Below are 23,210 nucleotides of genomic sequence, written 5' to 3'. Positions count from 1 at the left end.
ATTTAGTTTATATAAAAATATACTTTAAACTAATTATTTAACCTATCTTTAAATTCAGAATACTTCATAACATCTCTTTTCAACAATATATTGAAAGTATCATAATCCTCTTTAGGCATATTATGATTAAAAGTCATAATCTTTAAACTATGTCTCTTACAGCCTTTTCTGTAGGATGGATGTGTATAATCAAAATCTTGCAATTTAAAACCTAATTTCAAATAAAAATTCAATCTTTTTATTGATATCTCATCTATCGGAGGATCTATCTCTAAAATTACATTTTTATTATGGTCACAAAACTCTTTTAACACTCTAGATCCGTAGTTTTTTCCTCTTAACTTAGAATCTATGGCAAAGTGTTCTATATACTTATACCTACCCATATCCCAATAGAGTAATATTCCTACTATTTCCTCTTTATCATATATAACCTCAAAATGATAGTTTATATCATCTAATGCCTTTATTTGATCATCCATTGTTCTTCTTTCAAATATTGGGAAGCTTCCATTGTATATTTCCATTGCCTTATTAAAGCAATTATCATTTGAATTTATTCTTTTAAGATTCATTTCAAACTCCTCCTAACTTCAAATAAATCACTAAATCTTACATGTATTTTTCATATAAGTTTAATTACACCTATATAAAAGAGAAAGTCTTGCTTTTTTAAAGCTTATCTCTTTCATCCAATGTTAATTATACCCTCTCCCCTAATACTTAAACAATGTCATACTATGTTCTCATTTAAGGATTTATGTGTGATTAAAATTTCTAACCTAAAATCAATATTCTATTAATAGTAACTACTAAAAAGCTGTTAGCACCTAAAAGCAAATATTGTTTAAAATCATCTATTGTAATGCCAAAAGAAAAGATGGTTTGTGCACCTAAAAAATAAAGCTTGTTTAAAAGTAATATTAAATTAATATGTAACCTTAAGCTAAAAGTTCCTCAATATCTTTTTCTATTGACTTTGGAGTAGTTTGTGGCGAAAATCTCTTTATTACATTGCCCTCTCTATCCACTAAAAACTTAGTAAAATTCCACTTAATTTTACTTCCAAACATTCCACTTTTCTGTTCTTTTAAGTATGAATATAATAGAGATTCATTTTCTCCATTAACATCAATTTTTTCAAACATAGGGAATGTTACACCAAAATTTAATTTACAAAAGTTCATTATTTCTGAATTGCTTCCTGGATCTTGTTCCTTAAATTGATTACAAGGAAATCCTAAAACCTCAAAACCTTCATCTTTATATTTTTCATAAAGCTCTTCTAATCCATCAAACTGTTTTGTAAAACCACATTTACTAGCAGTATTAACTATTAAAAGGACCTTTCCTCTATATCTTTCTAAACTTACATTTTCTCCATTAATATCTTTTACGCTAATATCATAAATTTCCATACTACTCACCCCATATATTCTAAATTATATTTTTTAAAATTTAATTTTATACAATTATTTTAATTCTATATGATTAATATGTCAATATACATTTGCATTAATCTAAAAATAATATTTCCCATTTTTAGTAATAATTTTGAAATTCTCTGCATATAAATATCATAGTAGGGGAGTTTTTTGATAATGTACTAATTTGTCTGCTTCTTCATGAATTATGCAAAAAAAACTTCTCACAGCACAATATTCGCCAAACTCTACATCAAATAAAATCTTAATATTTACCTAACCTAATACCAAAATAGAGCTTACTTTTATTAAAAAGTAAGCTCTATGTTTTATACTTCAATCTTATTTTATAATAATTATTACGCTTGGCTTGCCCAATCTGCTGGATAAGTTACATAAATGAATCTAGCATAATCTGGAACTGAGAATTGAATCTTTGATCCTTTAGGTATTAAAATAATTTCACCAGCATCTGCTGAAATCTTTCTTCCATCTATTATTATGTCTAAATGACCTTCTATAACATAATCAATTTCATCATAGTTTAAAGTCCAATCAAAAGTAGTTTCTTTCATTTCCATTATTCCAGCGCCTAGTCTTGGACTTTCTTCTAATGTAAATAAATCCTTAGTATAAACTACATCTCTTGGGTTTCCAGTATCTAATCTATTGGATTCATCAACCTTAACTGTTGGAAGCTTAATTGACATTATTCCACTTTTGTCTTTATTTCTTATAAAGTCAACTGAATCATTATTACCTGCTCCAGCAAGCTTTTCTTCAATTATTTGTCTTACTAGTTTTTCTAATAATTCCTTACTTATGTTTTCCATAATTATTTAGCCTCCTCTATTTTTCCTAAAGTTTTCTTTGCTATGAACATTGCAAGAATAACTGCTGTGATTCCTCCAACTAATTTAGCAACTATCATAGGGAATATCATTTCTGGATTAAAACCAGCTGTAAATCCTAAGTGGTCTCCTAATACGAAAGAAGCTGATACTGCAAAGGCAACGTTTATTATTTTTCCTCTGTCATCCATGTCTTTTAACATTCCAAACATTGGGATATTGTTTGCTAAACTAGCAATCATACCAGCTGCAGCTATTTCATTCATTCCTAATATTTTTCCAAGTCCCATTAAAGGTTTTTTAAATACTTTAGTGATTATATAAACTAGTGGGAATGCTCCAGCTAAAACTATAGCTATACTTCCAACTATTTCAATTCCATCTGTTATTGGTGCCATACCAGGTATTATAACAAAGCCTGTTAAAGCTTCTATAATAGCAGCTGCTAAAGCTAAAGTTATAATTATAACAACTATCTTACCAAAAATATTAAATCCTTTTATCATAGCTTCTTCTGCAAAGGCTAAGCCTATAGCTATTAAAATTGCAAATATTATTATTGGAACTAAGTTTTTAAGAACCATCATTGCTGGGAATCCTGCTACTAATCCTCCAACAAAAGCTCCTACTGGTATAGTTATTATTCCTGCTAAAATTCCTGTTGCTAAGAATTTATGGTCTTTCTTTTCTATAATTCCTAAAGATACTGGAATTGTAAATACTATAGTAGCTCCCATCATAGCTCCTATGATTAAACCACTAAACATTCCTGCTTGTGGATCTTGTGCTAAGCTAGCTGCAAGTGGTGCTCCCCCCATATCATTTGCAAGTATTGAACCTGCAAACATTGCTGGGTCCGCTCCTAAAGCATTAAATACAGGTGTTACTATTGGTCCTAAAACAGAAGCAAGTACTGGTGCTAAGCATATAACTCCAACCATAGCTAAAGCTAGAGAACCCATTGCCATTATACCTTCTTCAAATTGTTCACCTATTCCAAATTTGTTTCCTAGGCATTTGTCTATAGCTCCTAAAGCCATACATGCAACCATAATATAAACGATAATTTCATTGATAGACATTTCTCTTCCCCCTTATTCTCAAAATATGGACTTAATTATTTTTTATAAATTTATTTAATTAAATTTTTTGCTATCTCACTATGTACAAAAGGAATTATAGAAACATTTATAATGTCCTTTTCTTGTAAAATAGCTTGTCCTTCTCTCATTCCATTTTCTACACTACTTAAATCTCCTGAGACTATATATACAAGCTTTCCACCAATTCCAAAAGCCAGTTGAAGCTTAACTAAATTAACTTCACTGCTTTTTAATGTTTTATCTAGGGCTAATATACCGGAAGAAACCTTTCCCGTTTCCATTATTCCAATTGCTTTATCCTCTATGTTTTTTTGAGAATATTTTCCCTTAAGAGCATTTATTATGTCATGGTGAATAGAGTTTATAATAAAGCTTCCAACTAAATATTTCTCTCCAAGTTTTTCTCCAAATTCTATGGCTTCCTTCACCTCTCCAGCATCTCCATTAACAATTAAAAAGAATTTTCCAGGACAAATACTTTTAAGGTAAGAAACTTCTACAAAAGCTTTTTTTACAACCTCATTTGAAACCTCAATTCCTTTGCTGATACTTCTAAATTCTAAAGCTCCTATACTTTTTTTCATATTAATCCTCTTCAATATCTATAGAATCTACAATACCTACTATGGCAGCATCTATAGGAACTTCTCTATTTCCAATTGATTGTCTTGCAGCACCACCCTTAGTTATAAGAACAATATCTCCAATTCCAGCACCAGCATTATCAGCGGCTACAAACAAGCCCTCTTTTTCCTTATCTTTACTTACAAGAAGCTTAACTATTAAAAACTTTTGTCCATTTAGTTTTTCGTCTTTTCTAGTTGCCCACACATTTCCTACTACTCTTCCTATTTCCATAATAATTCACTCCCAATCCTCTTATTGCCACTTTCCCTAAATACTTTAAACCTTTTTAAAGGTTGTTTATTTTAAATATGGATGATTCTTAAGTTTAATTAGCTTCATAAACAAAAATCATCCATATTTTAAAGAGTTAAGCTACTCTAAGAAAGCACAACATTTAAATTATTTATGCGAATATAATCCTTTGCTAAGGGAGTAATTATAGCTTTTTTATCAACTATTAAGGTTCTTACTCCATTTATGTGAGGCTTTCTTAGATCACTTTCTGATACTAATTTCTTATTTGAAAGATTTATTGTGAACTCATCTGCAATAGCAGTAGTATCTAAGTCCTTTTTTCCTTCAACCTTATTTTCACTGCATAAACAAAGATTTTTACTTATTTCTTCTTTAATTCCACTAAAAGAAACTTTTTCATCCTTGCTTTCTATTGAAATCCTATTTAAATCATCTATAACCTCTATGCCATAGGCTATAAGCTCTTCCTCAAACTTAATATATTTATTGTATAAAACTTTTGGAGCCGTATTTTTGTATTTTCTATACTCAATACCATCCTCAAGAATATAAACTTTCTTACCTTTTAAAAGCATTTCTAAAGCAAAATTTTCTGCCTTTGTTGTACATGTTCCTTGAGCTATGTTGCTAAGTCCCTTAATACAAAGCTTTGATATAAGTAATATGTCGCAATCTTTGCATTCTGATGTTAATGGATTAATATCAAATCCTTTTAAGGCTTCTCTGTAGAAACTTACATTACTCTCTCCAATTACAACAATGGATTTTCTCTTTTCTAAAGAATTGCTTTTACTATTTTCCTCTTGAATTCTCTTGTATATTTCATCTACTAAAAATTCAACTAACTTTTCATAGTCCATATTATCCTTACCCCCTTTCATTTAGAGGCTTGCTCTCACTTACATTACCTAAAATCTTATTTAAATGCTTATAATATTTTAGGTAGTTAAACTATATAATCCTTTACAAAAGCTTAATATACTAAATTAAGATAACTCTTTAAAACTTCTATATCATTAAATTAGTATAAAGCTTTCTAAAGCATAATTAACTTCTAACTTAATGTATAAGCTTAATATCTTAAATTATTATTTTTCATCTTTTCCAACAATTAAGGCAAAAGTTCCCTTTGAAAATCCGCAGGCATTTGCTTCATCATAATCAATATGCATAAATGTTCTGTAATCTTTGCTAACTCTTACAATTACATCATCAAATATTAAAGGTCTTTTCCCTAAAACCTTAACTTTTACGCTTTCATTGTTACTAACACCAAATTTTATTGCATCCTCTGGTGTCATGTGTATATGTCTTTTAGCAACCATTAGCCCTCTATTTAAGGCTATAGAAGCTCTCTCTGTTGAAATTGTTATTTCTGGAGTATTCTCTAAATCTCCACTTAATTTAACCGGAGGTATAGATCCTAGTACTAGAGCATCTGTAAATGAAACTTCCACTTGAGTTTCATTTCTAGGTGGTCCTAAAACCACAACATTATCTATCTTACCTCTAGGCCCTGATATAGTAACTCTTTCTTTACAAGCATACTGACCTGGTTGAGATAAATCTTTTATTCTAGTAAGCTCATGTCCTTCTCCAAATAATATGTCTATATGCTCCCTAGTTAAATGAACATGTCTACCTGAAGCTTCAACTTCTATAAAAGCTTCATCCTTAACTCTTCTGACTACTTCCTCTATAATGTCCTGTAATAGATTGTCCATAGCTTCCTCCTATTTCTCGTACTTTCCTGTTCTAACTTTAAAGATCATAATCCAAAATACTGAGGATAGTCTATTTAAAGCTCTAATTAAATCTTCTCTCTCAACTTGTCCATATTCACCTTTAAAAGCTTCATAAGCTGAAAGCTCTGTTTCTCTAGTTAAAGTTCTTAAAATATTTAGTGCAGCCACTATTTCACCCATTTCATAAGTTGGCATTTCATGTCCTATACCAAAGTATTTTTTAGGGTTATGTGATTTTTCTCTAAGATCCTTTTCTGTCATTCCTTGAAGAGAAAAATCTTCTAAAGGCTCACTTAAAACCTCACATCTCAATATTCTTCCTATAAGATTTAGTATTTCTTGAAGGTCTTCTACAAGTTTATTCATTCCTTGTTTATGACAAAGAACTTGTGTTTCAACAATTCTTGCTTCAAGAGAATCTATCTTACCTCTGAATATTATTCTCTTATGATCTTTAAATACAAGAAGATTGCCTGTTAGATGAGTCATATGCTCTGGCTTTTCATCTAACTTAGCTCCAAAAACAGTTTCATACTTGTATTCTTTTTCCCTAACGACTTCTCTTATTATCTCTTTAGGTTCTGTTTCTTTATTTAATTTTTCTTCTTCAGAATTAACATAAACTAAATTTATATTATGTTCAGCTAAATAAGACTTTGCAGATGGAGTTATTATTTCTCCCTTTACAACCTTAAATTCTTTTAGAGCTTTTAGGTCTTCTCTACTTAATCTTTTTCTTACCTCACCTTCTGTCAAAACAGCCATTTTATCACATCCCCTATTAGATGTATAAAAGGAGTGCATAAAAGACTCTTTATGCAACCCCTAATTACAACTTTTTATTATTCAGCTTTTGGTGCCTTTGGTAATATAGCATCCACTTCAAAGTGTGGTCTTGGGATTACATGTACTGATATTAAATCTCCAACTCTTTCAGCAGCAGCAGCTCCAGCGTCAGTAGCAGCTTTAACAGCTCCAACATCTCCTCTAACCATAACAGTTACTAATCCTCCACCAACTTGTTCTTTTCCTACTAATTGAACATTTGCAGCCTTAACCATTGCGTCAGCAGCTTCTATTGCTCCTACTAATCCTCTAGTTTCGATCATTCCTAATGCGTTTGCGTTTGCCATAACAAATTCCTCCTCAAAATATCCTTCTTAATTTTTTAATTTAGACTTTAATTTGTCTTTAATTTAATTTTAAACCTTTTTAGTTAAAATTTCACATAGAGCTTTTAACTCCAAAATCTTAGTATTAATGTATTTTTACATCTTTTTAATTTGAATTATTTAAAAATTTTATATTTATCTATTAGCCTAAAGAACCTGCCTTTAGACTTTTAATATAATCTTAGTCCTAAGAGTAATTTTCCTAAGACTAAAACATATTAAGCCTTTTTACATCTTTTCATTTTTATGTAATGAAAATTATATTTAATATTAAATAAGTTTTTAATTTATATTAGAATCCAATTATCTTAAAACTTACTTAAGTTCCTCAATAATCTTCTTAACTAATAAGTTTATTAATTCTTCCTTGTCACCTAAGTCTAAACTTGCAGCAACTTCCTTTGTAGCTCCTACAGCTAACTCTCTAATATCTTCAAGTTCTCTAACTCCATAAGCTACATTTCTTGTATTCATTAAATCTAATGGTCCTATGTTATGTGATGTAGAACTTCCTCCAACTGCACCGCATCCTAATGTTAAGGCAGGTACTAAGTTGATTGTAGCTCCTATTCCACCAAGAGCTCCTGGTGAATTTACTACCATTCTTGAAACTGGCATTTCTAATGCGAATCTCTTAACAAGCTCCTCATTATTTGCATGCATACAGAATGTATGTCCAGCTCCTTCATTTAGTAATATTTCTCTACATCTATTTAATACAGCATCTACATTCTCTTCTACAAAGAAAGTTAAAATAGTTGTTAACTTTTCTCTTGAGAATGGATACTTATGTCCAACATGGCACTCTCTTGGAATTAAAACTCTTGCCCAAGATGGAATTCCTTCTAAACCAGCTAATTTAGCTATGTCTTGAGGAGTTTTTCCAACTATTTGTGGGTTCATAGTTCCATTTGCTCTCATTACAAATTTAGATAGTTGATTTGCTTGTTCTTCAGTTAAGAAGTAAGCTCCTTGTTCTTTTAATTCTCTAACAACTTCATCTTCCATAGCTTTTTCAACTACTATTGATTGTTCTGAAGCACATATTGTTCCATTATCAAAAGTTTTAGAATCTAATATTCTCTTAACTGCTAACTTAACATCTGCACTCTTATCTATGAAGGCTGGTCCATTTCCTGGTCCAACACCTATAGCTGGTGTTCCTGATGAATAAGCAGCTCTAACCATTGCTTCTCCACCTGTTGCTAGGATTAATGAAGTATCTTTATTCTTCATAAGTTCATTAGTTCCTTCTATTGAAGGTACTGTAATGCATCCTATAGCTCCTTCTGGGCACCCTGCTCTCTCAGCAGCCTTAGCTATTATCTTAGCTGTTTCAATAATACATTTTTTTGCACTTGGATGTGGTGATAAAACAATTGCATTTCTAGCTTTTATTGAAATCATAGCTTTGTAGATTGCTGTTGAAGTTGGATTTGTTGATGGTATAAGTCCTGCAACTACTCCTACTGGCACCATAATTTTAAATGATCTTTTCTCAACATTTTCCTCTACTATTCCAACAGTTTTTGTATCCTTTATTGATTCATAAACTGTTCTTGCAGCAAAAACATTTTTTAATACTTTATCTTCCCATTTACCAAATCCTGTTTCCTCATTTGCCATCTTAGCAAGTTTTTCAGAATTTTCATAAGCAGCATCAGATATAGCTTTAACTATTCTATCTATGTCTTGTTGACTCATACGGGCTAACTTGCTTTGAGCTTCTTTAGCCTTTCTTATAAGCCCCCTAGTTTCCTGTATGGAAACTAAGTCTTTATCTAAAAACTCCATTAACTGTCACCTTCTTCATTATATTTTAGTAATATATCTACTAAATCTTTCTTCTTTAGAGACTTAAGCTTATTAGAAGTTATGTTGATATTTAAGGATTTTATTTTCTTTCTTAATTCCTTAACACTCATTTTAGATATTTCTTTTATATCTATAGAATCAGATTCTTTATTCTCTGTGGTCTTATCCTCTGAATATTCTTCCTTATCTTCTATCAGTTCAGGTTTTATAATAACTTCTTCTAAAGATTCTTTTGAGCTTTCTTTATTTTGAGAGATTTCAAAAACTTCTATTTCATCTAAGTGAGATTCACCTTCTATTTTTTCAGAAATTTCTTCTACTTCATCATTAACATTTTTAACATATTCAACAACATCTTCTTGTAGGCTTTCTTCTTTAGATTCTGTTTCCTCTATAATAGTTTCTGTAATTTCCTCTCTTATCTCTTCACAAACCTCTTTAATATCTTCTTCCAACTCTTGAATTTTTTCTTCTATTTCTTCTTCTGAACTTTTACTATTTATTAAAAGATTCTCTACCTCATCATCAAGTCTTGGAATTACATGAGCACTTCTTAAACTTCCAATTCTACTTGCATAATTTTCAGCAGATTCCACTGCAGCTTGTACAGCATCTACATCTCCTGTAATTTTTACAGTTACAATTCCTCCAGTAACCTTTTCTATTCCAATCAAATCAACACTTGCAGCTTTTAAGGCTGTATCTGCAGCACATATGGCTGGTACATATCCTATAAATTCTATTAATCCTAAAGCTTTTCCCATATCTTTAGCCTATTAGAATCCTAATGGATTACTAGCTACTGATTGTACTGCCTCTGCAAAGGCATCACATGCTGCTTTACATGCTGATTGTGATCCTGTAAGTAAGGCTCCTGCAAAGTTTGTTTCTGTTGGAGGTGCAAAGAATTCACACATTTCAACATCTGCAGCCTTTAATGCTGCATCTAAAGCATACATTGCTTCTAATGGAGGAGCTACTAAGTAAGCTAAAGCTTCACCTTCTCTTATTCCTGCTGTTTTTGAAAGATATGATCCAGTTCTTGATACACATTGAGCATAGTAACAAATTGAATCATCTTCATTTGCACTTACAAATCCAACTCCACTATCAATGAAATCTAAAGTAGCATTTAATCCACTTCTAACTTCAGCAGGACTTGGTCCAGCTAAGATACCAATTACTTCTCCAGCTAATTTTGTTGAAGCATTTCCAGCTCCAGCATACATTGATCTAGCATAAACTACATCTACTTCTGCTGCCTTTGTAGCCTCATCTAAAGCTGTATAAGTTACATCATCACAGTCTGCTGTGATTAATCCTAAACTCTTGTGATGTGGTTCTAATTCTAATTTTTTAGCCATTTCTGGACTAACATTTGATATTATCTTAACGCTTAAAACATTAGGACGTATTAAATCATTTTTCATGCTTAATTCCCTCCAAACTTATTATTTAAGATCTATTCCTGAAGCTTTTTTATCTAACATTGTTTTTATTAACTCTGCAATGTGAGCTCCTGCTTCAACGGCAGTTGTTCCACCTTTATGAATGTTTGATATAACAGTTCTTTTAGCTTCTGGCATTCCAACCTTTGGTTTATATGCTATATATGCTGACATTGACTCAGCAGTTACAAGACCTGGTCTTTCTCCAACTAGTAAGCAAACAACATCTGCTCCAGTTGCTTCTCCTACAGCATCCATAGCTGGAACTCTACAATATTTAACAAATAATATAGGTCCAACATTTAAACCATACATTTTTAATCCTTGCTCTATTGAAGGAAGAATATCTTCTACGTTAGCTTCTATTGCAGCTGAACTTAAACCATCTCCAACCATTATTTGAACCTTAGGATTTTTATCACATTTTTCTTTTATGATCTCTGTTGTTTCTGGCGAAAATCTTCTTCCAAGGTCTGGACGAGTTACATATTCATCTTTATCAGTACACATAGTTTTCACAGGTATAAAATTATTTTTCTTTATGAATTCCTCTGAAACATCTGAGAATACTGAGTCTTGTGCAGCAGCATGGTCAGCTCTCATTCTTAAAGCTGTTATAGTTTTATATCTAGCTCCTGCTCTTCCTGATCCTAATCTAGCTGGAGTTTTAGCTTTCATTTCTAAGTAAGCTTCTCTATCAGCTGGATTATCAACTAAAAGTTGTTTCTTTATATCTATCTCTGTAATATCTGGTATAAACTCATCACTTTCCACTTGAGATTGATTTTTTGAAACTTCCTTAACCACTTTTTCTACTGATTGCATATCAACTTGTCCAACCATTTGGCTAACTAATTGCTCAACCATTAGTTTTAAATCTTTTTCGTTCATAACTCTCTTCTCCCTCCTATCCTAAAAGTACAGATGCATCTCCTGCTTTTTTAGTAAGCTTTCCATTTTCATCTACGAATCCCATTTCAACTAACCAATCTTGGAACTCTTTAATAGCTGTTAATCCAAACATTTCTCTTAAAGCTGCTGTTTCATGGTATCCTGTAGTTTGATAGTTAAGCATTACGTCATCTCCATGTGGAATTCCCATGAAATAAGTACATCCTGCTGTTGTTAATAATACAGCTAAGTTTTCTATATCATTTTGATCTGCTTTCATGTGGTTTGTATAACATGCATCACATCCCATTGGTATTCCTGTTAATTTACCCATGAAGTGGTCTTCAAGACCTGCTCTTATAACTTGTTTTGAATCATATAAATACTCTGGTCCTATGAATCCAACAACTGTGTTAACTAAGAATGGTTGGAATCTCTTAGCGAATCCATAACATCTAGCTTCCATAGTTACTTGGTCAACTCCATGGTGAGCATCTGATGAAAGCTCTGAACCTTGTCCTGTTTCAAAGTACATTACATTTGGTCCTGTAGCCGTCCCTTGTTTTAAAGCTAATTGTCTAGCTTCTTCTATAGTTGCTGCATTAAATCCAAAAGCTTCATTTCCCTTTTCAGAACCTGCTATTGATTGGAATATTAGGTCTGTAGGCGCCCCTTGTCTTATAGCTTCCATTTGAGTTGTTACGTGAGCTAGTACACAAGTTTGAGTTGGTATTTTAAATTTTCTTTTTATTTCATCAAATCTCTTTAATACTTTAGTAACACTCTCAACAGAGTCATCAACTGGGTTTAATCCTAAAACTGCATCTCCAACACCAAAAGTTAATCCTTCTAATAATGAAGCCATTATTCCATCTGGATCATCTGTTGGATGGTTTGGTTGAAGTCTTGCTGATAAAGTTCCTTTTTCACCTATTGTTGTGTTACAGTGAGCTGTTACCTTTATCTTTCTTGCTCCATATATTAAGTCCATATTAGACATTAATTTTGCTACAGCTGCTACCATTTCAGAAGTTAAACCTCTTGAAATTCTTCTTATATCAGCACCTGTTGTATTTTCATCTAATATCCACTCTCTAAATTCAGATACTGTCCAATGTTTTATCTCACTATATATTTTTTCATTTACATCATCTTGAATTATTCTAGTTACCTCATCTATTTCATAAGGAACTGCTGGGTTATTTCTTAAATCCTCTAAAGTTATATTTGATAATACAACCTTTGCTGCTACTCTTTCTTCTGAAGACTCTGCTGCTAATCCAGCTAATCTATCTCCTGATTTCTCTTCGTTTGCCTTAGCCATAACCTCATTTAAAGATTTGAAAGCATAGACTTTTCCAAATAATTTTGTTTTTAAAATCATTTCTTATCCTCCTTCCAACTAGTTGAAAACTAATGTTTTTATAACAACAGGTAATACTTTCCCATCTGCAATTGGTGTTCCAAGGTCTATGTAATCTCCATTTTCAACCTTAATACCATCAATACATATAATTTCTTTTTGGAAATTAAGTAAGGAATATATTGCTTGTCCTAAAACCTTAGCCATATCATTTTCAACAACTACTATTAGTTGTCCCTCTTTCTCAATCAAATCCTTCATTCCATTTACAAGACCTTTTGCATACTCCTGTATCTCTTTAAAGGATGGATTCTTTTTACCATTAATAGCTATTGCTATCTTTTGAAAGTCATTTTCTAACCTGAACCATTCTATTTTTTTCTTAAGAGCTGTTTCTAATTCATAAGAACCTTGACTTTCATCTTCTAAACTAAGCTTTAGTATTGGTAAATTTTTTATTGGGAAGCTATCCTTTGTGTAAGTAATTGTACTTCCACTTATTTCTGTTGTATGAGAGCCTGCTCCCACAACAGTTGCTCTTATGGTTTCAATAGATCTTACTACTTTAAGCTTCTTGCATAAATCTGAATTTTTAATAGCTTGTCCTAGTATTATTCCTATATCTCCATACTTAAAATAATCTTGGATTTCTCCCTCATAATATATATAATCTGCAACTCCTCCTGAGAAGGAAATGCATTTTATCTCATTTTCTAAAGCTATACTTTTATTAGTTACTATGTAATCAAAGTATTCATCCTTAGGTCTTAAACCAACACTTTCCTCTAACCAAGCAACCATCATATTGACTACTGGTTTAATGTTTTCTACGGTTGCCTTAGTTCCTATTTCTAGACCTAAATTCTTTTCTTTTATTATTTTTTCTATTTTAGGTGAAATATATATTATCTCTCTTGTATTTGGATTAATCTTTATAAGTCTTCCACCTACATCTAGACAGCCAGTCTCCTTAACTTCACCTCTTAAAAAAAGTGCAAGGTTACTTGTACCTCCTCCAATGTCCATATTTACAACACTGGTTGAGTGTTCCTTAGAATAAATATGTGCTCCAGCACCCTTTCCAGCTATTATACTTTCTAAATCTGGTCCAGCTGTTGCCACAACAAAGTCTCCAGCAAATCCACTCAATGTGTGTAATACATCGTTTGCATTTTCTTTTCTAGCTGTCTCTCCTGTTATTATTACAGCACCTGTTTGAATATCATCCTTATTTATTCCAGCCTTTTTATATTCTTCTTCAATAATTTCTTTTATTTTTCTTCCATCTATTTCAGTATTTGAAATAAGTGGTGTAAAGTAAACATCACTTCTATAGATAATTTCCTTATCTACAATGCTTATTCTTGGAACGGTAAAAGCTGATGCTTCATTTTCAACTATTAACTTAGAAAATATAAGCTGAGTTGTACTTGTGCCTATATCTATTCCAACACTTAAAAGTTCCTCTCTCATCCTTTCACCCCCTTAATATTTTTTAAAATTCATAAGCTGTTATTTTTCATATCAACTTATATAATTAAATTCCTTAACTTAAATAATTATTTTAAAGAACTAAAAAGGCTTAAAGCTACAGAAATAAACCTGATTTAAAAATCTAAGTTTTATTTTCTATAACCTTAAGCCTCATTGCTCAATTCAAACCACTACTTCGCAGTTCATAGTTATTTAAATTCTTCATTTTCTTCAATTTTAAAATTTAATAGTACCTTGGTTCCTTCTTTGTTAGAAGTTATATTCATACTTCCTTTTAGCTGATCCTTTATGTAACTATTAACTATGAATAATCCTAAATTATTATTGTTAATCAAACCTAAGTCAAATCCACATCCATCATCCACAACAGCTATGGCTTTATCTTCTCCATCACTTTGTATTAGAATCTGTATTGTACCTTCATCTTTATTAATAAATGCATGATCAAAACAATTTTGTATAAGTTCATTCATTATTAAGAGTAATCCAGTTAGCTTTTCTCCATCTATATAAAAATTATTTCCTGTTATATAGATGTTTATGTTAGATCCATACCAACTTTTCTTTATGTTTTCTGTTAGTACCTCAAGTGCATCTCTAACCTTAATATTATTTCCTTGAGATTTAGATAATAAATCGTGAGTAGTAGCAATGGCAAGTATTCTGTTTACACTTTCCTGTAAATATTCCTTAGCCTCTTCACTTTTGCATCTTCTACTTTGACTTCTAAGTAATGCGGCTGCTGTTTGCAAACTATTTTTAACCCTATGATGAGCTTCTCTTAGTGCCACTGATTTTAAAACTAACTCAGCCTCTTTATTTTTAACATCACTTATGTCCTTTATTATCTCAATTATTCTTAAATTTTCTTTATCTATAAAGGTTCTACTTAATTCAAAATAAGAATTTTTCACTTGAACCTCTATTATTTGTTTTAAGTCACTCTTTTCTCCAATAACATTTGAAAGATCTTCAAACTTGGAATTATCTAAAGACAATTTATTAAAATCATCTCCATAGTCTATACTTTTATATCCTAAACTACTATATATATTATCTGCTTTAGTATTTTTTATAACAAGCTTTCCTTTTTTATCAAAAACAAGTATTCCATCATGAAGATTATTTGTTATTAAAGTACCTTCTCTTAAAAGATTTAAAAAACCTTTTGATTCTGAACTTTCATTTGCAGAACTTATGTCAATTTTGAAATCACTTTCAAGCTCATTACTAATATCTTTTTCTACTATAACAACTCCTACAACCTTTTCTTCATTAAGAATTGGATGTATTCTTTGTTTTACAAACTTATTTTCTTGAGTCAGTGCTTTTATATCCTTATTAACTGTTCCATTTTTTAATGTTTCTATAACACCTGGCTCATTTTCCTTTAAAGCTTTTTTTCCAACTACTTTTTCTTTATATAATGAAGGCTTATCTTTCGGAATAGCATGCTCTACCACAATAGCAAAGTTTCCCTCTTTATCTAAAACATCTATAAATGCATCACTTTCATAAAAGTCAGCCATAATCTGTAGAGATTTTGAAACTTCTCTTATTTTATTTATCTCCTCTTCACTTAAAAGAGTATATTCTTTACATAGTGTTCCAATCATTAATTATCCCTCATAACCAACAATTATTATTTTTGCTATTTCAGCCATGGTAGTTCTTCTATCCATACTTAATTTTCTTATTCTGTTATAAGCATCATTCTCATTTGAGTTTAATTGCTTAACAAGTATTCCTTTTGCCTTCTCTATTAACTTTCTATCATTTAATTTATTGTTTATTTTATCATAATCTTTTTTTAGTTCATCAAATTCTTCTGCCTTTGATAAGCACATTTCTACAGTAGGAATAAATACCTTCTCATTTACAGGCTTAATCATATATCCAAAGGCTCCTACTTCTTTAGCCATTTCAATATACTTTTTGTCTTCAAATGCTGTTAATAATATTACGCCCCCAACTAATTTTTCCTTAGTTAATACCTTACTAGCTTTTATTCCATCTAATAAAGGCATATCTATGTCCATTAAAACTAAGCTAGGATTATATTTCTTACAAACTTCAATTGCTTCAAAACCATCAGAAGCCTCTCCTACAACATCGTATCCATTAGCCTCTAAAATTTCTCTTGTATCCATTCTTGTAATAGGCTCATCATCGACTATTACTATAGTTCTTTTCATTAACAGTTCACCTCAAATTAAAATTTGTTTAGATAATTAAATAACTCTTTAATTCCTACATCATCTACTGTATCAACTTTAAATATTTTACTTACTCCAGCTAAATTTAATCTCTCTTCTGCTACTTCTATTTCTGACTTGTCCTTAGCTAGATTTATCTTTGTGATAATACCTATAACTTCTTTGCAAAATATACTTGCAAACCCTGGAGCAATATAATTTTCCTCTGAGGTACAATCATAGACTAAAGCTATAATATCAGCATCTGCTGCTGTAACTATTAAAGCAGTATAGTATCCCCTGTTTTCCATATATTCTCCTGGAGTATCTATGGCATTATCATAAAGTTCTATGGCTTGAGTTTTCTTATATTTTATTTCTAGATTGTTTAAGGCTTGACATAAGGTTGTTTTTCCACATCCTGTCTTACCCATAAATATTACTCTTCCCATATATTAAGTCCTCGTGATCTTAGTTGATGAGAAATTTAAAATGTTACCTAAAACATCTAAAACTTCATTTAAGGCTGACTCAACGGAACTTATATCACCAGTTACTACTAAAGATCCACTAAATCTATCTATAAAACCTAATGAAACTCCTGAAGCCTTTGTAGCAACATCTGCCGCAATAATAGAGGCTTCACTTGGTGTTATAGTTAATATTCCTATGGCATCCTTTTTATCCACTATAAGACCTAATTTTTTATATATGTCCTCATTAGGATTTGCTATTATATGAGCAAGTGTAACTTGTTTCCCTGGTACATATTCTTGTATAATTCTCTGTTTTGACTCTTCTCCCATATGCTTCTCACCTTACTTTCCCACGTTAAATTATTGACTAGTTAAATCCTTTTCATAACTATTTAATAAAAAAGCTCCTTAAAGTTTCATTCCTATCTTTAAGTAAATGAAATACCTTTAAGAAGCTACATTGCTCGAAAACTTAATCACACCTTTGTGATATCTTTATTATAAATTTTAATAGGCCCTTTGTCAATATATTCACATATTTTTCATATTATTTTGTCATATTAATAAATTTATTGTCTTTTACCTGATTCTTTATTAAGTATATATCTATGCCTATCTAAAATAAGCTCCAAAAAAGGATAATTTCTAAGCATATCAATCCTATTTTGAAGCTTATAAAAAAACTATTTAATTTTGTTTAAAATAGATATTATATCATTTTCATCTGGCACTCTTGGATTACTTTCTGTACATGCATCCTTTAATGCTAATTGAGCTATTTCATTTTCTAAACTCTTTAGTTCATCACAATTAACTTTACACTCTCTTAAAGTTGTAGGCATATTCATTGCCTTTTGCATCTTTTTAATTTCATTTATAAGATTTTTTACTAATCCTCTAGTATTTGATCCTTGTAATCCAACCATTTTAGCTATTTTAGCATATTTTTCTGCAGCTTCACTAAATTCCTTAGAATTATAGCTTGTTATGTTTGCATTATATTCTATTACATGTGGTAATAATATTGAGTTAGTTCTTCCATGAGGAACATGGAATTTTCCTCCTAAAACATGGGCAATACCATGGTTTACTCCTAAAGAAGCCTCATTAAAGGCTAAACCAGCTAAACATGAGGCATTATGCATTTTTTCTCTAGCTTCTATATCATTTCCATTTTCATAAGCTTTTAATAAATATTTAAAAACTAAAGTAGCTGCTTTTTCAGCTAAAGCATCTGAAAAGTCTGTTGCATTTTTAGAAACATATGCTTCTAATGCATGAGTAAGTACATCCATTCCTGTATCAGCAGTTATAAAATTTGGAACTGTTTTAACAAGTTCTGGATCTAAAATTGCTATGTCTGGTAATAATTCATCTGATACTAAAGGATATTTAACTCCTTTTTGCTTATCTGTTATTACGGAAAATGAAGTTACCTCTGAGCCTGTACCACTTGTTGTTGGTATAGCTATAAACTTAATATCATTTAATTTAACTAATTTTTTAGAAAAATCTATTATTGCCTTAGTTGCATCTATAGCAGACCCTCCCCCTAAAGCAATAACAACATCAGGATTAAAATCTTTAAGCATTTCTATTCCACTTACAACTAACTCAATAGGTGGATCTGGAACTATTTCACTAAATACAAAAACCTCAGATGATGTAAGGTTATTAGTTAATTTTTCTATAGTCCCTGACTTAACCATAAAAGGATCTGTTACTATAAAAACTTTTTTATTCTTAAGTTCCTTTAGGTAATCTAAGGCTCCTTCTCCAAAAAGTATTTCTGTCTTAATCTTAAACCTTTTCATTTTTAGCTCCCCTCTTTTTATTAATTATGGGTAAGAGCTTATTTATAAGTATATTTTTAGTTTACGGGTAGTTTTTTTGTTGATCTTTCTTGTTTAATATAATTAAGGTGAATTTTTAATTATAAATAAAAATTGGCTATTTCCAAAAATATACTTATAAAAAAATAAGAAGCTCCATAGGGATTTCCTATGGAGCTTCTTTGCTCTCTAAACACCACATCGTGTTATTTTTAATATACTCTTTTTAAAAAAACTTGTCAATAAAACTTAATTCTCTTTTTTAAGTTTCTTTAATTTTAGATTTTTATAAATATAATATGAAAAAATAGCTATTACTATTATAATTATTAATCCTATTGAATAATGTCTTAAAGCTTTTTCTATAAATGATTTATTATCATATGCAAAATATCCTAATAGAAGATAGAAACTATCCATTATTGTTATACCTAAAGCTGAAAATATAACAAACATAATTTTATTAACCTTCTCAGCTCCTGCAAAAAGTGATATATATGTTCTTGTAAATGGTAATAATCTAGCTAGGAAAACTGTTATTTTGCCATACCTAGAAAATAACCTATCTATTTTTTCAAATATAGATTTACTTTTTTTATGCTTTCTCTTAGCAAATGAAATTACTTTTTTTCCTGCATACATTCCCACTGAATAGCTTATTAGGGTGCCAACTACGCCTCCTATAACGGATATTGGCAAAGCATATATCATGCTATATTTACCACTTGCTACACTAGCACCTATTGCAGGTAATACAATTTCACTTGGAAATGGCAAACAAGCATATTCAAGCATGTTTAATATAAATATTCCTACGTATCCACAAGTGCTAGCCAAATAAACTATAAAGCTAACAAAGCTCTCTAAAAACCCCATAAACTATTTTCCTTCCCATCTGTTGTATTAATTTATAAACTAATTCTTAAATATGTATTTTTACATATAAATAATCAATATTTTTTAAGTTATTATTTATGATCATACTACATAAATAATAATAACAAATTATTCTTTTTAATTTATTACTAAAAAGTTTCTTATTTTTGAAAACATTTTCTTGCATTTTTAAAAACATTGTATTATAATTAATGTAAAGGTTTTATCGATGAAACCCTCTTTTCTTACTTTATCATCGATAAAAGCAATTATTTTTTCATTTTTAATGCACTTTTGTGTTATTTACGTATTATTGAATGTGATTAAAAAAGACAAATACTAAAAGTATTTGTCTTTTTTATTTTAGTTATATTTTTCTCCAATCATAAACCTCATTTTTAACATCTATTTTATGTCCATTTATTGAGACTATATTATCATTAATCCATTTTACATCAATTAATTTTATCTTATAATCCCAATATATATTTCTTACTTCTCCACTCATATTATTAACCACTTCACATCTTACGGCCCAATCAGGTACTCCTCCAGAACTACATATATAAGAATTAATAGTATATTTTTTGTTTGGAGATTTATACTCTTCTTGAAAGCTTCCTATGGGTAATTTCTCCATAGTAACATTATTGCATTTAATTTCATTGTAATAATACTTAAATGTAGAAATCCAAATTGCTATTAATGTAGCAATTGTAAGTAAAAATGTAAATAGAATAACCCTTTTATTGAACTTACACTTTTTCTCTAAACTTCTTTGGTCCACTTAATCGCTCCTTTAAAATGTCTATATATTTATAAAATTTAACACAAACCTGTTTTAATACAAGTTTTAGTTTATTTTTAAATTACTATATTAAATATTTTTATTATAATGCTCCTTATATACATTTAAGAAATTTTCTAATATTCTAGCTGTCATTCCCCAAATCACAAAATTATTATATTTATAAAACATAACTTTGTATCTTCCATCTCTAAATTTATAATCTTTACCACCGATTATATTATGAAAAGGAAAATCCTCCTTTGGCATATTTATAATTTTGCTGTAGGTAATTTCAGGTTCATAATTTAATAAATATTTTAAAGGAACTAATAATATATGAGATACTTCTTCTTTGTTAATTGAAATGAGATTTTTTATATCTTCTTTTTTATTTTTTTGAACTCCTAAAAAAGGATAAATTAATATGTTATTAGGTGAAACATAAAAATCTAATTGGCTTATTATTTCCAAATTTTCTTCTCCTAAACCAATTTCCTCAAAGCATTCTCTTAAAGCAGCTTCTTTAGGAGTCTCTCCCTCTTCTATGGCACCACCTGGGAAACATATTTCTCCTGGATTACTATTTAATTTATTGTTTCTTATTTCAAAAATAATATTATCTTCCCCATCTATATTTACAACGGGGATTAAAACGGAACATCTTTTCATGTCCTCTTCCCCATTTATTCCTATTCTATAATCTCTAAAGATATCTTTTATATTCTCAATATTATTCATAATATAATTCACCTCTTAATACCACTAATGTATTTTCAATACTTATTATCAATATTATAAAATTAAATTTATTTTTATTACATTGAGTTTTGTTATTTTATTTATTGGTTTAAGAAACTTCTAATAAACTTAACTATAAAATTAACTCTATTAATCTAACTTCAATTATTTTATCATAATATGATAAAATCACAATATTATTTTAATGTTTACATTAAAATATATAAATTTTATTTTATATAATATTATAAATAATAAGATTTAACTACTTTGATAATAATATAAAGTATATAAATCTTATAAGAAAGGTATAAACATTATGAGTGAAAAATTTAATCCTGATAACTTAGAAAAACTTAATAATCCAGAAAGATTAAACTTAATAGATTTAAGAGAACTTTTAAAAATTTTAGACTTAAATGATTGTCCAAAAATTGCTGATGTGGGAGCAGGCACTGGCCTATTTTCACGTGCATTTTTAGAGAAGATTCCTAATTGTACCTTGTATGCCCTTGATATTTCAGATGAGTTTCTAAACTATATGGATATAAATCTTCAAGACTATTATGGTGATAGATTAAAAATCGGAAAGATGCAAGAAACTCATATTCCATTAAAAGATAACTCTATTGACTTAATAGTAATGATAAACCTTCACCATGAGTTATTATCTCCTAAGGAGCTTTTAAAAGATGCTTATAGAGTATTAAAAGAAGAGGGGAAAATTTTCATTGCAGATTGGAAAGAAGGTATGCATAAAGGGGCCTTAAGTAAGGATTCTATTATATTAGATATGAAAGAAGCTGCCTTTTCTCCTATTGAAGAGGTATTACTTTCAAATGAACTTATTTGTCTAATAGGAGAAAGATAAAAAAAAGAGCCTTCCTTTAACCGCTCTGGAAGGCTAAAAATAAATTATATAACTAAATCTATACATATATAAACCAATATCTTAATACGTTTACATTATAATTCTAATTTTAGACCAAATCAAGCTTTTTTCAAAAAAATAGTTATTTTTATCCATAATAAAGATGAAAACTTTAAATATAATATTTCTCCCCCTCTTAAATTTATTGATTATAAAGAATCTTAGAAATAATATTTAATATTTTTTAAGATTCTTTTTTATGTATATTTTTCTTATAGCTGTCAATAATCTCAGTATAAATTCATATTAGGAGGGCTATTAAATGAATAAAAAAAATATTTTAGTACTTGTAGGATCATTGACATGTGTAGCTTTATTAGGTTATTTTACATATTCAACGGTTTCTACATTAATGAAATCTAAATCCGTTTCTCAAGAGGTTACTGTTACTGAAGATACCTCCTCTGAGAATAAAGATAAAAACTCACAAGATGACTTAAGTGAAAGATTAAAAGAAACTGACGAAAAGAAGGAAGAAAATAAAAACAATACTGATGAAAAGAAATCAGAAAAAACTTCTAATAGTTCAGAAAATAAATCTGCTAATGATAAATCAAATAATTCTACTAATGAAAACAAAAAAAATACTTCTGATAAAAATACTAATTCAAAAGAAACATTAAATAATGATAAAAACAAATCTGAAAACTCTAAATCAGAAAGTAAAAATACAATAAGCTACTCTTCTTACTTGAAAGATTTAGAAACAGAAAAATATACTCTTAAAGATGATGAAAAATTAAGTGACGTGGCTAAAAAGTTTAAGGATACTTGTACTGTTAATTCTAGTTTGAATATTATAAAATCTCTCAATCAAATAAGCAATACTTCATCACTAGAATCAGGGGATACAGTATTAGTTCCTGTTAACGCTTTTCAAGATGGGAAAAAATACTCTGTAAAAGAAGGGGATACTTGGTATAGCATAGCTAGAAAACACTACCCTAAATATAATCATGAGGTAGTTATAGATTTCCTTATGGATATAAACCCATTTAAAAATGATATTCTTCCATTAGGTGAAGATATATTCTTACCTAATATTTAAATATCTTACCACTTAAATATATAATAAAAATCTTAACCTTCTTAAAAATAAGGTTAAGATTTTTAAATTTATTTTTATATATAAAGTTAAGGTTAATTTTATTTAACTCTAGCTTATATATTCTATAACTATTAAA

General features: G+C 29.6%; 26 protein-coding genes. 2 read left to right on the top strand and 24 right to left on the bottom strand.

The genetic code is table 11. From position 1 onward, the window contains the following. Positions 1 to 29: 29 nt before the first annotated feature. The 24 genes from ACYUCG_RS01750 to ACYUCG_RS01635 form a co-directional block, all read right to left on the bottom strand. Positions 30 to 575, bottom strand: coding sequence for a GNAT family N-acetyltransferase (locus ACYUCG_RS01750; RefSeq protein WP_003459864.1), 546 nt, complete (start codon positions 573 to 575; stop codon positions 30 to 32). A gap of 366 nt (positions 576 to 941) precedes the next feature. Next, a complete protein-coding gene (locus ACYUCG_RS01745) occupies positions 942 to 1,418 on the bottom strand; it encodes a glutathione peroxidase (RefSeq protein ID WP_003454005.1) in 477 nt (158 codons plus the stop codon). 365 nt (positions 1,419 to 1,783) lie between these two features. Further along, positions 1,784 to 2,257, bottom strand: a complete 474-nt coding sequence (locus ACYUCG_RS01740) for a cupin domain-containing protein (protein WP_003453912.1) — start codon at positions 2,255 to 2,257, stop codon at positions 1,784 to 1,786. Between the two features lie 2 nt (positions 2,258 to 2,259). After that, entirely contained in the window at positions 2,260 to 3,357 is a 1,098-nt protein-coding gene (gene eutH / locus ACYUCG_RS01735) for an ethanolamine utilization protein EutH (RefSeq protein ID WP_003454016.1), read from the bottom strand. Positions 3,358 to 3,407: 50 nt separating this feature from the next. Then, complete coding sequence (locus tag ACYUCG_RS01730) at positions 3,408 to 3,962, bottom strand: ethanolamine utilization microcompartment shell protein (RefSeq protein ID WP_003477263.1); 555 nt, start codon at positions 3,960 to 3,962, stop codon at positions 3,408 to 3,410. Position 3,963: 1 nt separating this feature from the next. Then, entirely contained in the window at positions 3,964 to 4,236 is a 273-nt protein-coding gene (locus ACYUCG_RS01725; protein ID WP_003453956.1) for a EutN/CcmL family microcompartment protein, read from the bottom strand. A gap of 146 nt (positions 4,237 to 4,382) precedes the next feature. Further along, positions 4,383 to 5,141, bottom strand: coding sequence for a TIGR02536 family ethanolamine utilization protein (locus tag ACYUCG_RS01720; protein ID WP_034823761.1), 759 nt, complete (start codon positions 5,139 to 5,141; stop codon positions 4,383 to 4,385). A 207-nt stretch (positions 5,142 to 5,348) separates the two neighbouring features. Then, entirely contained in the window at positions 5,349 to 5,984 is a 636-nt protein-coding gene (eutD, locus tag ACYUCG_RS01715; protein ID WP_003454092.1) for an ethanolamine utilization phosphate acetyltransferase EutD, read from the bottom strand. Positions 5,985 to 5,993: 9 nt separating this feature from the next. After that, complete coding sequence (locus ACYUCG_RS01710; protein ID WP_011590427.1) at positions 5,994 to 6,770, bottom strand: ethanolamine utilization cobalamin adenosyltransferase; 777 nt, start codon at positions 6,768 to 6,770, stop codon at positions 5,994 to 5,996. A gap of 77 nt (positions 6,771 to 6,847) precedes the next feature. Then, positions 6,848 to 7,138 (bottom strand): ethanolamine utilization microcompartment protein EutM, encoded by a 291-nt coding sequence (gene eutM, locus ACYUCG_RS01705; protein ID WP_003453976.1) that lies wholly within the window; start codon positions 7,136 to 7,138, stop codon positions 6,848 to 6,850. A gap of 354 nt (positions 7,139 to 7,492) precedes the next feature. Beyond that, on the bottom strand, positions 7,493 to 8,971 hold the full coding sequence (locus ACYUCG_RS01700; RefSeq protein ID WP_003480637.1) for an acetaldehyde dehydrogenase (acetylating): 1,479 nt from the start codon (positions 8,969 to 8,971) through the stop codon (positions 7,493 to 7,495). Beyond that, entirely contained in the window at positions 8,971 to 9,756 is a 786-nt protein-coding gene (locus ACYUCG_RS01695) for a BMC domain-containing protein (protein ID WP_460267925.1), read from the bottom strand. The genes ACYUCG_RS01700 and ACYUCG_RS01695 overlap by 1 nt, the downstream gene beginning before the upstream one ends. A 12-nt stretch (positions 9,757 to 9,768) precedes the next feature. Next, entirely contained in the window at positions 9,769 to 10,422 is a 654-nt protein-coding gene (gene eutL, locus ACYUCG_RS01690; protein WP_003461990.1) for an ethanolamine utilization microcompartment protein EutL, read from the bottom strand. 21 nt (positions 10,423 to 10,443) lie between these two features. After that, entirely contained in the window at positions 10,444 to 11,331 is an 888-nt protein-coding gene (eutC, locus tag ACYUCG_RS01685; RefSeq protein ID WP_003454028.1) for an ethanolamine ammonia-lyase subunit EutC, read from the bottom strand. A gap of 16 nt (positions 11,332 to 11,347) precedes the next feature. Next, the gene (locus ACYUCG_RS01680; protein WP_003454054.1) at positions 11,348 to 12,715 is read right to left on the bottom strand and encodes an ethanolamine ammonia-lyase subunit EutB; all 1,368 of its coding nucleotides are present in this window, start codon (positions 12,713 to 12,715) and stop codon (positions 11,348 to 11,350) included. A gap of 18 nt (positions 12,716 to 12,733) precedes the next feature. After that, the gene (eutA, locus tag ACYUCG_RS01675) at positions 12,734 to 14,167 is read right to left on the bottom strand and encodes an ethanolamine ammonia-lyase reactivating factor EutA (RefSeq protein ID WP_049039830.1); all 1,434 of its coding nucleotides are present in this window, start codon (positions 14,165 to 14,167) and stop codon (positions 12,734 to 12,736) included. A gap of 209 nt (positions 14,168 to 14,376) precedes the next feature. Then, positions 14,377 to 15,804 carry a sensor histidine kinase gene (locus ACYUCG_RS01670; RefSeq protein WP_003455831.1) on the bottom strand — a complete coding sequence of 476 codons (1,428 nt, stop codon included), beginning with the start codon at positions 15,802 to 15,804 and terminating at the stop codon, positions 14,377 to 14,379. A gap of 3 nt (positions 15,805 to 15,807) precedes the next feature. Continuing rightward, positions 15,808 to 16,383: an ANTAR domain-containing response regulator gene (locus ACYUCG_RS01665; RefSeq protein WP_003453802.1), complete on the bottom strand. Its 576-nt coding sequence runs from the start codon at positions 16,381 to 16,383 to the stop codon at positions 15,808 to 15,810. A 17-nt stretch (positions 16,384 to 16,400) separates the two neighbouring features. After that, the gene (locus ACYUCG_RS01660; protein WP_049039831.1) at positions 16,401 to 16,835 is read right to left on the bottom strand and encodes a EutP/PduV family microcompartment system protein; all 435 of its coding nucleotides are present in this window, start codon (positions 16,833 to 16,835) and stop codon (positions 16,401 to 16,403) included. Between the two features lie 3 nt (positions 16,836 to 16,838). Then, positions 16,839 to 17,189: an ethanolamine utilization microcompartment protein EutS gene (eutS, locus tag ACYUCG_RS01655; RefSeq protein WP_003453843.1), complete on the bottom strand. Its 351-nt coding sequence runs from the start codon at positions 17,187 to 17,189 to the stop codon at positions 16,839 to 16,841. A 353-nt stretch (positions 17,190 to 17,542) separates the two neighbouring features. Next, positions 17,543 to 18,673 carry a 1-propanol dehydrogenase PduQ gene (locus ACYUCG_RS01650; RefSeq protein ID WP_003455712.1) on the bottom strand — a complete coding sequence of 377 codons (1,131 nt, stop codon included), beginning with the start codon at positions 18,671 to 18,673 and terminating at the stop codon, positions 17,543 to 17,545. Between the two features lie 267 nt (positions 18,674 to 18,940). Continuing rightward, positions 18,941 to 19,567, bottom strand: coding sequence for a DedA family protein (locus ACYUCG_RS01645; protein ID WP_011590422.1), 627 nt, complete (start codon positions 19,565 to 19,567; stop codon positions 18,941 to 18,943). 367 nt (positions 19,568 to 19,934) lie between these two features. After that, entirely contained in the window at positions 19,935 to 20,354 is a 420-nt protein-coding gene (locus ACYUCG_RS01640) for a DUF5412 family protein (RefSeq protein WP_003453893.1), read from the bottom strand. A 90-nt stretch (positions 20,355 to 20,444) separates the two neighbouring features. Continuing rightward, positions 20,445 to 21,095, bottom strand: coding sequence for an NUDIX hydrolase (locus ACYUCG_RS01635; protein WP_131335765.1), 651 nt, complete (start codon positions 21,093 to 21,095; stop codon positions 20,445 to 20,447). Positions 21,096 to 21,414: 319 nt separating this feature from the next. On the opposite strand from ACYUCG_RS01635, the gene ACYUCG_RS01630 reads away from it, so the two are divergent. Together ACYUCG_RS01630 and ACYUCG_RS01625 are read left to right on the top strand one after the other, a co-directional pair. Next, positions 21,415 to 21,966: a class I SAM-dependent methyltransferase gene (locus tag ACYUCG_RS01630; protein WP_087327774.1), complete on the top strand. Its 552-nt coding sequence runs from the start codon at positions 21,415 to 21,417 to the stop codon at positions 21,964 to 21,966. 322 nt (positions 21,967 to 22,288) lie between these two features. Beyond that, positions 22,289 to 23,074, top strand: coding sequence for a LysM peptidoglycan-binding domain-containing protein (locus tag ACYUCG_RS01625; RefSeq protein WP_003455797.1), 786 nt, complete (start codon positions 22,289 to 22,291; stop codon positions 23,072 to 23,074). The last annotated feature ends 136 nt before the right edge of the window (positions 23,075 to 23,210 follow it).

This window comes from Clostridium sp. CTA-17, from assembly GCF_054767895.1.
The sequence above is the reverse complement of the archived record's forward strand: the minus strand, read 5'-3'. Positions and strand labels throughout refer to the sequence as shown.